The 13,826-nt window shown below is 74.9% G+C and carries 9 protein-coding genes and 2 pseudogenes; 3 read left to right on the top strand and 8 right to left on the bottom strand.

Translation table 11 applies throughout. The annotated features are described in order from the left end of the window. Nucleotides 1-61: 61 nt before the first annotated feature. Both MY520_RS08655 and MY520_RS08650 read right to left on the bottom strand, forming a co-directional pair. Nucleotides 62-1,024 (bottom strand): annotated as a pseudogene (locus MY520_RS08655) (hydantoinase/oxoprolinase N-terminal domain-containing protein); the annotation flags it as partial. After that, complete coding sequence (locus tag MY520_RS08650; protein WP_436691706.1) at nt 1,021-1,689, bottom strand: GntR family transcriptional regulator; 669 nt, start codon at nt 1,687-1,689, stop codon at nt 1,021-1,023. The gene MY520_RS08650 and the pseudogene MY520_RS08655, both read right to left, overlap by 4 nt. Before the next feature lie 134 nt (nt 1,690-1,823). On the opposite strand from MY520_RS08650, the gene MY520_RS08645 reads away from it, so the two are divergent. Beyond that, a complete protein-coding gene (locus MY520_RS08645) occupies nt 1,824-2,711 on the top strand; it encodes an isocitrate lyase/PEP mutase family protein (RefSeq protein ID WP_436691679.1) in 888 nt (295 codons plus the stop codon). Nucleotides 2,712-2,770: 59 nt separating this feature from the next. On the opposite strand, the gene MY520_RS08640 is transcribed toward MY520_RS08645, so the two are convergent. The 3 genes from MY520_RS08640 to MY520_RS08630 all read right to left on the bottom strand — a co-directional run bounded on the left by MY520_RS08640 (nt 2,771) and on the right by MY520_RS08630 (nt 4,998). Next, the gene (locus tag MY520_RS08640; RefSeq protein WP_436691678.1) at nt 2,771-3,283 is read right to left on the bottom strand and encodes an LppU/SCO3897 family protein; all 513 of its coding nucleotides are present in this window, start codon (nt 3,281-3,283) and stop codon (nt 2,771-2,773) included. A gap of 285 nt (nt 3,284-3,568) precedes the next feature. Continuing rightward, on the bottom strand, nt 3,569-4,156 hold the full coding sequence (locus MY520_RS08635; RefSeq protein ID WP_436691677.1) for a DUF4234 domain-containing protein: 588 nt from the start codon (nt 4,154-4,156) through the stop codon (nt 3,569-3,571). 47 nt (nt 4,157-4,203) lie between these two features. After that, nucleotides 4,204-4,998: an enoyl-CoA hydratase/isomerase family protein gene (locus MY520_RS08630; protein ID WP_436691676.1), complete on the bottom strand. Its 795-nt coding sequence runs from the start codon at nt 4,996-4,998 to the stop codon at nt 4,204-4,206. Nucleotides 4,999-5,112: 114 nt separating this feature from the next. Between MY520_RS08630 and MY520_RS08625 the strand changes: the two are divergent. Beyond that, nucleotides 5,113-6,234 (top strand): annotated as a pseudogene (locus MY520_RS08625) (ResA-like WAxxUGC motif-containing protein). A 16-nt stretch (nt 6,235-6,250) separates the two neighbouring features. Here the strand turns inward: MY520_RS08625 and MY520_RS08620 are convergent. Beyond that, nucleotides 6,251-6,796, bottom strand: a complete 546-nt coding sequence (locus tag MY520_RS08620; RefSeq protein ID WP_436691675.1) for a hypothetical protein — start codon at nt 6,794-6,796, stop codon at nt 6,251-6,253. 229 nt (nt 6,797-7,025) lie between these two features. Here MY520_RS08620 and MY520_RS08615 point away from each other — a divergent pair, with 229 nt between their 5' ends. Beyond that, a complete protein-coding gene (locus MY520_RS08615) occupies nt 7,026-13,082 on the top strand; it encodes a DUF4011 domain-containing protein (RefSeq protein WP_436691674.1) in 6,057 nt (2,018 codons plus the stop codon). 72 nt (nt 13,083-13,154) lie between these two features. Here the strand turns inward: MY520_RS08615 and MY520_RS08610 are convergent, their stop codons facing one another. Both MY520_RS08610 and MY520_RS08605 read right to left on the bottom strand, forming a co-directional pair. After that, nucleotides 13,155-13,550: a type II toxin-antitoxin system VapC family toxin gene (locus tag MY520_RS08610; protein ID WP_436691673.1), complete on the bottom strand. Its 396-nt coding sequence runs from the start codon at nt 13,548-13,550 to the stop codon at nt 13,155-13,157. Further along, complete coding sequence (locus MY520_RS08605) at nt 13,547-13,783, bottom strand: FitA-like ribbon-helix-helix domain-containing protein (RefSeq protein WP_436691672.1); 237 nt, start codon at nt 13,781-13,783, stop codon at nt 13,547-13,549. The genes MY520_RS08610 and MY520_RS08605 overlap by 4 nt, the downstream gene beginning before the upstream one ends. Nucleotides 13,784-13,826 lie beyond the last annotated feature (43 nt).

Here is a 13,826-nt window from a genome sequence, read left to right as displayed (position 1 = left end):
TCAGCTGCGGGACGTGCGCGATCGAGCCGCCGCCGGCGCCCACGGTCCGGACGTCGACGCTCGAGGCCCGCACCGCCAGGTCGCCGACCTTGGTCTCCCGGCCGATCCGCGGGGTCAGGTCGCGGACGAGGGCGACGTCGGTCGAGGTGCCGCCCATGTCGAAGGTGATGAGGTCGCGGTGCCCGCACTGCTCGGCCACCCACACCGCGCCGGTGACGCCGCCGGCCGGCCCGGACAGCAGCATCGTCACCGGTGCGTCGACCGCGGCGCGCGCCGACTGCAGGCCGCCGTCGCTGCGCAGGATCGACAGCTCCCCGGCCACCCCGCCGGAGGCCAGCCCGTCGGACAGGTGCTCGACGTACCGCGCGACCTGCGGCTGGACGTAGCCGTTGGCGACGGTGGTGAGCGTCCGCTCGTACTCGCGCATCTCGGGCAGGACGTCGCTGGACAGCGACACCGGGACGCCGGGCAGCACCTCGCCCGCGAGCTCGCCGATCCGCTTCTCGTGCGCGGGGTCGGCGAAGGAGTTGATCAGGCTGACCGCCAGCGCCTGGATGTTCTGCCCCCGCAGCTGCTCCAGCTGCCGGCGCACGTCGTCCTCGTCCAGCGGGCGGACCACCGACCCGTCGCTGGCGATCCGCTCGTCGACCTCGACGGTGTTCTCCAGGTCGGCCAGGGGCTCGGGCTTGGGCCAGATGATCCAGCCGGCCAGCCCGCCGGGGACGAAGCTGCGGGCGATCTGCAGCACCTGGCGGAAGCCCCGGGTGGTCACCAACCCGACGGTGGCGCCCTTGCCCTCGAGGATCGCGTTGGTCGCCACCGTGGTGCCGTGCAGCACCTGCGCGACCTCGCGCATCTCGATGCCGGCGTCGGCGCACACCCGTTCGATGCCGTGGAGCACGCCGACGGCCTGGTCGGCGGGGGTCGAGGCGGTCTTGGCCCGCCAGGTGGCGCCGCTGTCCTCGTCGACGAGGAGGACGTCGGTGAACGTGCCCCCGACGTCGACGCCGAGCCGGTAACTCATGGGGTCTCCTCTTCTCCGGCCGCTTGCAGTCGTGCCGCCCGGACCATGACGGCCCGGGCGTTGGCGATGTGCGAGGTCATGACGGCGCGGGCCCACTCGGGGTCGCCCGCGCGGACGGCGGCGACGATCTCGCTGTGGTGGCCCAGGCTGCGGCGCAGCGACGCCTCGTCGTAGGTGAGGAAGTTGCGCCGCACGATCGGCGGGTGGATGGCGGCGGCCAGCGCGGTGGCCAGCGTGGGGTGCGCGGCGAGGGCGACCAGCCGGTCGTGGAACGCGCGGTTGAGCGGGACCAGCGCGTGCAGGTCCTGGTGCGGACCGGGGCTGCCCACCTCGTGCATGCGGGTGGCCAGCGCGTCCAGCTCCTCGACGTCGGCCGGGCCGGCGTTCGGGACGGCGTATGCGGTGAGCTGCGGTTCGAGGCTGGAGCGCAGGTCGAAGACGCCCTCGAGCTCGGCGACGGTCCACCGCGCGACCCGGGCGCCGCGGTTGGGCACCACCTCGACCAGCCCCTCGGCGGCCAGCCGGGACAAGGCCTCGCGCACCGGCGTCCGGCTGACCCCGAGGCGGTCGGCGAGCTCCACCTCGCCCAGGCGGGCACCGGGGCGCAGCTCGCCACCCATGATCATGTCGCGCAGGGTGGTGAGGGCCCGTTCGGCGGAGGTCAGCGAGCGTGTCAGCCGTCACACCTCCCCAGAGATTGTGTGCAAACCCAGGGGTGGAGCGTCGCCAGGGGCAACGCTCGGCAGGAAATCACGACGACTGCATACAACCGATCGCGTTCCGTCATGAGGAGGCCGGCGTGGGGAACCTGTTGGGCAACGGGCGGGCACCGCGGTCCCGGCTGCGCGAGCTGCTGGCGACGCCCCAGCCGCTGATCGCCCCCGGTGCGTACGACGCGCTCTCGGCCCGGCTCGTGGAGCAGGCCGGCTTCGACGTCGTCTACATGACCGGCTTCGGGACGACGGCGTCGCTGATCGGCCGGCCCGACGTCGGGCTGCTGACCGGGTCGGAGATGGTGGACAACGCCCGCCGGATCGCCGCCGCGGTCGACGTCCCGGTGATCGCCGACGCCGACACCGGCTACGGCAACGCCATCAACGTCGTCCGCACGGTGCAGCTGTACGAGCAGGCCGGGATCGCGGGCATCCAACTCGAGGACCAGGTGATGCCCAAGAAGTGCGGGCACATGAGCGGCAAGGTGCTGATCGAGGCCGAGGAGATGGTCGGCAAGGTGCGGGCCGCCGCGGCCGCGCGGCGCGACCCGGACCTCGTGCTCATCGCCCGCACCGACGCGGTGGCGACCCACGGGCTGGACGAGGCGCTGTCCCGCGCGCGGGCCTACGCCGAGGCCGGCGCCGACCTGCTCTTCGTCGAGGCGCCGACGTCGGAGGCCGACATCGAGCGGGTGGCGACGGAGCTCGCCGGCGTCGCCCCGCTGGTGTTCAACTGGGCCGAGGGCGGGCGCACTCCCCCGCTGTCGCTGGAGCGGATGACCGAGCTGGGGTTCTCGCTGGTGATCTACCCGATCGGCACGCTGCTGGCCGCGACCGCGGGGATCCGCTCACTGCTGGCCTCGCTCAAGGCCGACGGCGTCCCCTCGCTGGACGGGCTGCCGTCGTTCGGCGCGTTCACCGACCTCATCGGCCTGCCCGAGGTGCAGGAGCTGGAGCAGCGCTTCTCGGGCTGACCCCGGAGCGGTCCGTCCCCGGTGCCGGGGAGGGACCGCTCGCTACCGGCCGGGTCGGCTCAGCGGGGCTCGGCGCAGTAGATCGTGCCCGGCTCGGTCTCCAGGCCGCCGATCCACAGGGCGACCTCGGTGGAGAGGAAGTCGGCGCAGGTGTCGGGGTCGGCCATGAAGGTGGCGTAGTCCTGCTCCTCGGCCTCGATGCCGACGATGCGGTACTCGGCCTCGGCGGCCGCGCAGTCGACGACGTCGAAGCTGGTGTCCCCCTGCATCTGCACGCAGTCGCCCACCTCGGGGTCACCGAGGCCGAGGACGCTGCCGAGGCCGCCCAAGCCGAGGACGCCGGCGACGGCCACCGGCACGCCCACCCGCAGCCACTTCTTGGCCTTCGAGGTCGCGGGGGCCGGCGCGCCGGGCTGCGGCGGGTTCCAGCCGCCCTGCTGGGGCGGGTTCCAGGCACCCGGCTGCGGCGTTGTCCAGGCACCCGGCTGCGGCTGGGCTGCGGGCGGCGGGCCCCACGGAGCGGAGCCGGGCTGCGGGGCGGCGGGGTCGGTTCCCGGGCCGGGGTGGGTCATGGTCGCTCCCGTGGAGTCGTCGGAGGGCCTGGCCCGCGGAGCCTCACCGACGTCCCGTCTCGCGTTCGGGCTGGACGCGCGACCGGACCGCATCGATGCGGCGACGAACCGCCTCGCGGGTCCCGGCCACTCCTCTCGCCCCACCACCCCCGCCGGTGTCGCTCCACCGGAGCCCCCGGGACCGGATGTCCCTGCGGCAGCTCGTGCTCTGCCCACTCCTGTGGGCAGAGCACGAGCGTCCGCGGAGATGCGTGGTGGCCGGGCCGGATCGCGCGACCGCCGGGCTCACACCAGCGTGGTCTCCCGCACGCCGAGGCTGCGCCAGTACTCGTTGAGGGCGTTGTTGGTCCGGATGAACCAGATGAACGGCCCGACGAGGATGAAGATCCCCGGGAAGAACCACAGCGCGGTCAGCGCGGTGACCGGCGGCCGCTGCCCGCGCCGCTCCGACAGCTGCCCGACCTCGTGGCTGAGCAGGAACGGCGAGACGATCCCGAAGACGATCGCGATGACGAGCGCGAGCACGCCGCCGAGGCCCTGCCCGCTGTGCCGCCGCATCTCCTCCTGCACCTGGAAGTAGTAGATGAGACCCCAGATCCCGAAGGTGACGAAGAACAGCAGGATCGTCATGCCGGTCGGGCGCATCCGGCCGGTCGGCCCGGCCGGGCTCGCGTAGCCGGCCGGAGAGCTCGGCATCGGCTGGTACCCGGTCGGGGCGGCGCGGTACGAGGCCTGGCCGATCGCGTCGGGTGCGTACGGCGGCTGCCCGTAGCCCGGAGGCGGCGGGGCGTACCCGGGCTGCTGGCCGGGGTCGTAGCGCGGCGCGTAGCCCGGTGGCGGTGGGGGCGGCTGCTTCCGCTGCGGATCGGACACGGCGCGTCCTCCTCGTCCTCGGCGGTGGATGCGGCGTCGTCGCGAACCTAGCGCCCGGTCCACCGCGGTGGGCGCTTCTCGAGCCGGGCGGCGATGCCCTCCTTGCGGTCCTCGCTGAGGTAGGGGTTGGGGCCGACGTCGAGTCGCAGCGCCTGCCACAGCGGCAGCTCGAGCGCCTTCACCGCGGTCTCCTTCATCCGGCGGACCGAGATGGGGGCGTTCGCGGCGATCCGCTCCGCCAACTCCAGCGCCGTCGGCAGCACCTCGTCCGCCGGGACGAGGTGGTTGACCAGGCCCCACCGCTCGGCGACCTCGCTGGTCACGTACTCGCCGGTGTAGAGCAGCTCGAGCGCGATGCCCATGGGGATGCGCTTGGGGAGGACGACGGAGCCGAAGTTGGCGCCCATGCCGATCTTCGCCTCGGGCAGCCCCATCGGGACCCCGGGGGCCGCGACGCGCAGGTCGCAGGCGAGCGCGAGCTCGAACCCGCCGGCGACCGCGGCGCCGTTGACGGCCGCGACGATCGGGACCGGCGTCTCGGTCACGACCTCGAACAGCGACCGGGTGGGCCGGTTCATCGGCGGGCGGAAGTGCTCGCCTCGGCGGTCGCCCTCACGGATCTCCTTGAGGTCGAACCCGGCGCAGAACGCGGGGCCGTTGCCGGTGAGCACGATCGCGCGGACATCCCCGCTCTCGGCGCAGCGCAGCAGCTCCTCGACCAGGTCGGCCTGGATCGCGCTCGACAGGGCGTTGCGCCGCTCGGGCCGGTCGAGGGTGAGCACGCGGACGTGCCCGCGGTCCTCGACGACCAGTCCCGAGTCCCGCCGCTGCGCACCACTCATGCGCAGCAACCTCTCACGGGGCCGCAGGGAGTGCGCTGACGCCGGGTTCCGGGCTGGTGGATCCCGGCGTCAGCGCACGACGCACACCCGCCCGGAGCGGCCTACGGTGCGCACGTGATCCTCGACTCGCTCGACATCACCGCGGAGCAGTTCACCGCCGGCACGGGGTGGCAGATCAAGCCGGAGGGCGCCTGCAAGGGCGAGGTCTGCGTGCCGCTGGGGCGGCCCGCCGGCTTCGACCTCGTCGCCACGGCCGAGCGGCTGCGGATGGCGCTGGTCCGCGACGAGGCGGCCGGCCTCTGGGCCCTGGGGCCGGAGACGCTCGGCGACCGGGCCCTGATCACCGCCGAGGCACCGGAGCTGGAGCTCGACGACCTCGACGGCAGGCCGTTCCGGCTGTCGTCGCTGCGCGGGTCGAAGGTGCTGCTCGTCGCCTGGGCGCCCTACTAGGGCTGCGCCTTCGACCTGCCCGGGTGGCAGGCACTGCGGGCGGAGCTGCACCCACGCGGCCTCGAGGTCGTGACCGTGTCGCTCGAGCTGTCCGGCCCTGAGGTGTCCCGGCCCTACGTCGAGGCGGCGCGGCCGGAGCACCCGTGCCTGCTCGACCCCACGCACCGGATGGACGCACTGTTCGGCGTCGTCAACATCCCCAACGTCGTCTGGATCGACGAGGACGGCGTCATCGTGCGCCCGCCCGAGCCCGGCTGGCCGACGGGAGACCGCGACACCCCGGCCGGCGTCCTCCAGTCGCTCGCCGGCACCACCCGGGCGCGGACCGCGCCGCCGCGGCCGGAGGGCGCCGTCGGCCAGCAACGGGCGCTGACCGGCGGGCAGGACCGGCACACCTACGCGGACGCCGTCCGCGACTGGGTCGCCAAGGGAGCCGCCAGCGAGTACGCGCTGAGCCCGGCGGAGGTCGTCGCCCGCTCGCAGCCGCGGCCCACCACGGCGTCGGAGGCCGCCGCCCACTTCGAGCTGGCGAACCACCTGTGGCGGGACGGACGCCGCGACCTCGCCGTCGCCCACTTCCGCGAGTGCCACCGCCTCCAGCCGGACAACTGGACCTACAAGCGGCAGGCGTGGTCCCTGGTGGGCAACGAGCGGGTCGGCGGCGAGTTCGGCCGCTTCGCCCAGGGTCCGGCGGAGGGCGAGGAGGACTCCTGGCCGTTCGACTCCGACTTCGGGTCCGACGTCTCCGCCCTCGGCGAGGGCGAGTACTACCCGAAGACGCTCTGACCCCGGGGCGCCGAGGTCAGGGGCAGGTCTCCTCGCGCTTCACGACGCCGAAGTCGATCAGCCCCTCGGCCTCACCGGTGACCCGCTGACCCGGCGCGATGTTCTGCGTGCAGACGACCCAGTTCGAGTCGAGCACCTGGTTGCGCGAGCCGAGCAGGTCGTGCGAGCGGCTGAGGAAGACCCCGTTGGTCTGGACGGTGTTCTGCGCGGTCTGCAGGTCGACGCCGACCAGGTCCGGCATCGCGAAGTCCACGACCACCTCGGCCGGGGTCGTCGGAGCGGGCGGCGGCGTCGTCGGCGGCACCACGGCCGCCGGCGGGACCGTGGTGGTCGGCGCGGGCGCGGCGGACGTCGACTCGGCTGCGGTGCTCGACGACGACGTGGCGGCCGCGGCCTCGGCCGGCTCCGCCTCCCCGGCTCCGGCGCCGGCGTTGCCGATCCCGATGCCCACGACGAGCGCGGCGGCCACACCCCACACCCACGGACGCTTGAGGAACGGCTTCGGCTGGGGCGCCGACGGCAGGGGCGCCGTCGGCTGCTGCCAGGTGGGGGGCTGGGACACGGGGACCTCCGAGGACGAACGGGGACGGAGGGCGCGGCGCCGACCGGACGACACGGACGGAACCGGCCCGTATCGCTGTCGCCTCATCGGCACGGGCGATGCCCGTCGTGACCGTCCGGAAGTGGCGCGGATGTGATCCGTGGTCAGACCGGCCGCTCCTGTCACACCCGCCCCAGACGCTTCGTCCGCCTGACCGGACCGGTCCGTCCGGACCGGTAGACAGGACGCCATGAGCACCACGGACCTCCGGGCCACCGACACCAGCACCCGGCCGGCCGTGGCGATCCAGGCGACCTCGACCCCCGTCCTCAGCTACGCACTGGCGCACAACCGGGTCCCGGTGGTCAGCCGGCTGGCGTTCACCAACCACGGCGGCGCCGTCCGCGGGGCGACGGTGCGGCTCGGCGTCCAGGACGCGGAGGGCCCGATCGGCAGCCCGGTCGAACTGCTCGTGGACCTCGACGCCGGCCAGACGACGGTGCTCAACGACGTCGACCTGGTGATGGACCCCGCCGCGATGCTGCAGATCGAGGAGCAGCGGCCCGGGTCCATCGAGATCGACCTGCTGGTGGACGGCGAGGACGTCGGCGGCACCGCCGTCCCGGTCCAGGTGCTGGCCGCCAACCAGTGGCTGGCCGCACCGGTCCCGCTGGCGATGGAGATGCTCGCCGCGCACGTCATGCCCAACCACCCGGCGGTCACCGCGCTGATCGGCGAGGCCAGCCGGCTGCTGGAGGAGCGCACCGGCAGCGCGTCGGTGCAGGGCTACCAGTCCGGGCCCGAGCGGGTCGATGAGATCGTCGCCGCGCTCACCGAGGCGATGCAGCGCCGCGCCATCCGCTACAGCGAGCCCCCGGCCAGCTGGGCCGACGTCGGCCAGAAGGTGCGCACCCCCGGCGACGTCCTCGACGGGCGGGTCGGCACCTGCCTGGACACCGTCGTCGTCCTCGCCGCGGCGCTCGAGCAGGCCGGCATCCGGCCGCTGCTGTGGCTGGCCGAGGGCCACGCCTGCCTCGGCTACTGGCGCGAGGAGCGCGGCGCGGAGAGCGCCGCCACGACCGACGTCGCGCCGCTGGTCAACCTCGTCGACCTGGGGCTCATCCGGCTGGTCGAGACGACGCTGCTCACCAGCCGCGCACGCGCCGGCGAGGCCGATCTGCACCGGGCCGCCTACAGCCCGTGGCTCACCGGCGACCTCGACCGCGTCCTCGGCGTCACCGACGTCCACCGCGCCCGGCGGGACGGGATCATCCCGCTGCCGGCCCGCACCCGCGGCCTGGACGGCGCGGTGCAGCTGTTCGAGTACCACCCCGCGGTGCACAGCGTCGCCGCCCGGCCGGTCGAGCGGGTGCCCGCGCCGCCGGTCCCGGGCCGCACCGACATCCCGCCCCGCGTCCAGCAGTGGAAGAACAGCCTGCTCGACCTGAGCCTCCGCAACCGGCTGATCAACTACACCGAGCGCGGCGGTCTGCCGCTCACCGTCCCGGCCGCGCAGCTAGCGACGCTGGAGAACCTGCTGCACGGCGGGACGGCGATCTCGCTGCTGCCCAGCGACCGGATCGCCGCCGTCCACCGCGAGCGCGGGCTGCGCTCCGCCGCCGAGCTGCCCGCCGAGCAGCTCGCCGAGGTGCTGCTGGAGCGCCGGTCGGTGCACGCCGACGTCACCGAGGGCGGCTACCTCCCGCGGCTGCGCAACCTCGCCTACAAGGCCAAGACGGTCCGCGAGGAGACCGGCGCCAACAACCTCTACCTGGCGCTGGGCAGCCTGGTGTGGGAGCTCGACGGCCGGCCGCTGCGCTCCCCGCTCGTGCTGGTCCCGGTCGCGCTCACCCCGACCAGCCGCAACGGCGTCTACCGGCTCACGCTCGACGACACCGGCGCCAGCACGCCGAACTACTGCCTGCTGGAGAAGCTGCGGCAGGTGCACGGCCTGTCCGTCCCGGGGCTCACCGAGCCGGCCGAGGACGGCGCCGGCATCGACCTCGACCGCGCCCTGCAGGCCATGCGCCAGGCGCTCGCCGACGCCGACCTCCCCCACCGCGTCGAGCCGACCGCCGACCTCGCCGTCCTCCAGTTCGCCAAGTACCGGCTCTGGAAGGACCTCGACGAGCACTGGGTCGACTTCGCGGCCAACCCGCTGGTGCACCACCTCGTGCACGAGCCGACCGCGCCGTTCACCGACCCGACGCCGGACACCGCCGGCCGGGTCGACCTCGACGAGCTGGCCACCCGGTGCCCGGTGCCGGCCGACGCCTCGCAGCTGCGCGCGGTGGCCGAGGCCGCCGCCGGGCGCACCTTCGTGCTCGAGGGCCCGCCCGGCACCGGCAAGTCGCAGACCATCACCAACCTGCTCACCCGCGCGGTCGCCGACGGCAAGCGGGTCCTGTTCGTCGCCGAGAAGCGGGCCGCGCTGGACGTCGTCGCGCGCCGGCTGGACGCGGTCGGCATGGGCCCGTTCGCGCTCGACCTGCACGACAAGGGCAGCAAGACCGCGGTCGTGCGCGCCCAGATCAAGTCCGCGCTGGAGCACGCGGTCGCCGTCGACGAGCAGGGCCTGGCCGCCGACAGCGCGGACCTCCGCGCGGCGCGCCGCACCCTGGCCCGCTACGCCGACCGGCTGCACGCGCAGAACGCCGCCGGGCTGTCGTTCTACTCGGCCCGGACGGCGGTGCTGGCGGTGCGCGACGGCGTCCCCTCGCTGCCGCTGCCCGCGGCGTTCGTGGCCGCCGCCTCCGAGGAGACGATGACCGCGGTGCGCCGGGCGGTGGCGCTGCTGCCCGACCTCGCCGACCTGGTCCGGCCCTCGCGGCAGCACGCGTGGGCCTTCGTCGACACCGCGCGGGTCGACCTGCTCGCCGCGCAGCAGACCGCGGCCGCGGTGGACGAGGCGATCCGGGCGCTGCCGCCCGAGCCGCACCTGGCCCGGGCGCTGCGCGAGGTGCGCACGCCCGGGGATCTCGACTCCCTCGCCCACCTGCTGTCGGGCCCGGCGGCGTCGCTCGACGTCCTCGACGAGGTGCCGACCGAGCGCTGGACCTACGCGACGACGACCGTGCTCGGCGAGGTGGCCGCGTTCGCCGCCGCCGTCCACCCCGGCCTGGAGCTGGCCACCCCCGCCGCGCTGGAGCTGCCGCTGGCCGACCTCTACGTCGCCGCCCAGACCGCCCAGGCCGCCCGCTGGTTCGCCCGGCGCAGCGGGCTGCGCGCCGTCCGCGACCAGCTCCGGCCGGTACTGCGGCCGGGGGTCAAGGTCAAGCTCCGGGACGTCGCCGAGCTCACCGCGCAGCTGTGGCGCGTGCAGTCCGCGGCCGGCACCCTCGTGGGGCGCGCCTCGGTCATCCCCGGCCTGGACGTGCCGCGCACCTGGAACCCGCTGGTCGAGCCGACCCTGCTCGACGGGCAGGTGGCCTGGCTGCGCCGGGCCGGCGCCGCCGTCGACAGCGCCAGCGACTTCGCCGTCGCGCTGCGGCGCTTCGTCGTCCAGGGCCCGGGCCCCGACGCCGCGGCCGGCGTGGCCGTCGCCCGGCTGCGCGACGCGGTGACCGCCCTGCTGCGCGTGTGCAGCAGCGACGCGGCCCGGCTGGCCGAGTGGGCCGGGGACGACGGCCTGGTGCTGCGCTGGCAGATGACCCGCCCCGAGCGCGGGGTGGAGCACACCGGGCTGATGTCGCTGCGCCGATGGGCCGACTTCATCGACACCCTGGAGCCGCTGCGCGCCGCCGGACTGCACGAGGCGCGGGCGCTGCTGGTCAGCGGCGACCTGCCCGCCGAGGACGCCGTCCGCGCGTTCGAGCACGGCCTCGCGCTGACCTCGGTGGGCGAGCGCCGCGGCGCCTCCGGGCTGGACGGCTTCGACGCCGAGGCGCACCAGAAGGCCATCGGCCGGTTCACCGGGGCCTCCCGCGCGGTGCGCGAGCACCTGCGGACGGCGCTGCCCGGCTCGGTGCTGTCGGCCCGGCCGTTCGACGCGGCCGGCGGCGACGGTCAGGTGGGCGCGCTGCAGCGGGAGCTGGCGAAGTCCCGCCGCGGCCTGGGCGTGCGCGGGCTGCTGGCCCAGTACGGCGAGCTGATCACCGCCGTCATGCCCTGCGTGCTGGTCAGCCCCGACTCGGTGGCGCGGTTCTTCCCGGCCGAGGCGGGCCTGTTCGACCTGGTCGTCTTCGACGAGGCCTCGCAGATCCGGGTGGCCGACGCGGTCGGCGCGCTGGGCCGGGCGAAGGCGGCCGTGGTCGTGGGCGACAGCCGGCAGATGCCGCCGACGTCCTTCGCCGAGCCGTCGTCCGGGTCGGCCGAGGACGACGCGATCGAGTTGCTCGGCACCGCGGTGGAGGACGAGGAGTCGATCCTCTCCGAGTGCGTGCAGGCGCGCGTGCCGCGGCAATGGCTGTCGTGGCACTACCGCAGCCAGGACGAGTCGCTGATCGCGTTCAGCAACGCCAACTACTACGAGAACCGGCTCTCCTCCTTCCCGGCGCCGACCCACGGCCGGCCCTCGGCGGACGTCGACGGTCGCGGCATCGCGCTGGTGCGGGTCAACGGCACCTTCCACCGCTCGGGCGCGGGCCGGCTGCTGCGCACCAACCCGATGGAGGCCAAGGCCGTGGTGGCGGAGATCCGTCGCCGGTTCGACGCCTCCCCGGACGTCCTGCCCTCGATCGGCGTGATCACGTTCAACGCCCAGCAGCGGGCCTACATCGAGGGCCTGCTGCGCGACGCCGGCGACGACCGGCTGGTCGAGGCGCTGGACCGCACCGACGGCGAGGGGATGTTCGTCAAGAACCTGGAGAACGTGCAGGGCGACGAGCGCGACGTCGTCCTCTTCTCGACCGGCTTCAGCGTCAACGACAAGGGCGTCCTGCCGCTGAACTTCGGGCCGCTGAACCGGGTCGGCGGCGAGCGGCGGCTCAACGTCGCGGTGACCCGCGCCCGGCGGCAGGTCGTCGTCTTCTCGTCGTTCGACCCGTCGCAGTTGCGCGCCGAGCAGACGTCGTCGGTGGGCATCAAGCACCTGCGGGCCTACCTCGACCTGGCCGCGCTGGGCACCGACGCGCTGCCGCGCGACGCCCGCCCGGCCGCCGTCCCCGACCGCCACCGCGACGAGATCGCCGCGGCGCTGCGCGACCGCGGGCTGGTCGTGCGCACCGACGTCGGCCTCTCGGAGTTCCGGGTGGACCTCTCGGTCGCCCGCGCCGACGCCCCCGACACCCCGGTGATGGCCGTGCTGCTCGACGGCCCCGCGTGGGCGCGGCGGCGGACGGTCGGCGACCGCGACGGGCTGCCCGTCGACGTCCTGTCCGGGATGCTCCGCTGGCCCGCCGTCGAGCGGGTGTGGCTGCCGACCTGGCTGCGGGACCGGTCCGCGGTTCTCGACACCCTGGTCGCCGCCGTCGATGCGGCGTCCGGCGCCCCCCGAAGGGCAGAAATGGCCATTTCTGCCCCCGAGCCCGCCCCCGACGGGGCCATTGTGGCCACTTCGGCCCTTCCGCAGCCGGTCTCGTCCACCGCCGTCGAGGCCGTCGCCGTCGAGGCCGCGCCCGCCGAGTCCGTCGCCGTCGAGGCGGCGGGCGAGCCGGGGGTGGTGCCGGAGCTCAAGGCGGTTGCTCCGCTGCGCGCCGTCGCCCCCGTGGTGGTGGAGGCGCCGGTGGTCGAGCCGGGGGTGGTCGAGCCGGTCGTGGCCGAGGCCGCGCCGAAGCCCGCCCGGCGGGCGGTGAAGAAGGCCCCCGCCGCCCCGGAACTGGACGGCGAGGCGCGCTTCCTGCCCTGGGCGCCGAAGAGCGGCGGCGACCGCAAGGCGCTGGACAGCCTCGACGACCCGCGGGCCGCCCGCACGGTCAAGCGGGTGCTCACCGCCGGGGTCAAGGCGGAGGGGCCGGTGCACCGCGACCGGCTGACCCGGCTGACCGCGAGCGCGTTCGGCCTCACCCGCGTCACCGAGGGCCGCCGCGACGCGCTCCTCGCGCTGTTGCCGGCGGCCACGCTCGACGGCGAGTTCGTCTGGCCCGAGACGGTCGACCGCGACGGCTGGAACACGTTCCGGCGCCAGGCGGCCAGCGCCGACCGGCCGCTGGAGCACGTCGCCCCGCAGGAGGTCGGCAACGCGATGGTGGCCCTGTGCCGCGCCGGCGCCGGGATGACCGAGGACGAGCTCTTCCTGCGGACGGCGGAGGTGTTCGGCTACCGCCGCCGGACGCCGTCCCTCACCCCGCTGCTCGAGGCGGCGCTGACCTGGGTGCTCGACGCCGGCCGCCTCACCCGCCAGGAGTCCGGCCACCTCACCGCCCCCTGACCTCGGGCCCCTCCGTCGGTTTCCGCGGAAATCGACGGAGGGGACGGACTTTTCGCGCCGAAAGTCCCTTGGTCAGTCGGGCAGGAGGAAGCGGCAGGTGGGGCCGGTCGCGCGGGCGAGCCGCCGGTCGAGGGTGACCAGCGGCGCGTCCAGCTCCTCGGCGAGCGCGACGTAGGCCGCGTCGTACGCGGTCACGGTCGAGTACAGCGCCCAGATTCGGGCGGCCAGCGGCTCGAAGTCGAACGTCGTGACCCGCAGCTGCGCCAGGTCGTGGTGGGCCAGGGTGGCGACGTCGCGGCTCAGGTGACCGGCGAGCACGCTGCGCCGGAGGACGTTGGAGGCCTCGACGAACAGGTGCGCCGGAGCGGCCAGGGGACGGCGCGACAGCACCTCGGCCGCCCACTCGCCGTCGGGCCCGTCGTCGACCAGCGCCGCGACCACCGCCGAGGCGTCGACGACGACCGTCACCTCCGGTCGGCGTCCCTCAGGTCGAGGATGACCTCGGCCGGGACGCGGGTCCCGGTCGCGCGCACCCGGTTCCGGACGCGCTCCCAGAGCTCATCGGGGCTGGGGCGCGCCGCCAGGGCGTTGAGCTCCGCGCGCACGTACTCCTGCAGCGACTGACCGGCCCGGGCGGCGCGGGCCGCGAGGACGTCGCGCGTCTCGTCCGGCACGTCGCGGATCGTCATGGAGACGGGCACGCCTGCACTCTAGCAGTGGAACATGCATCCTGCATGCAGACGG

The organism is Geodermatophilus sp. CPCC 205506 (genome assembly GCF_051383635.1).
GTDB lineage: Bacteria > Actinomycetota > Actinomycetes > Mycobacteriales > Geodermatophilaceae > Geodermatophilus.
The sequence above is the reverse complement of the archived record's forward strand: the minus strand, read 5'-3'. Positions and strand labels throughout refer to the sequence as shown.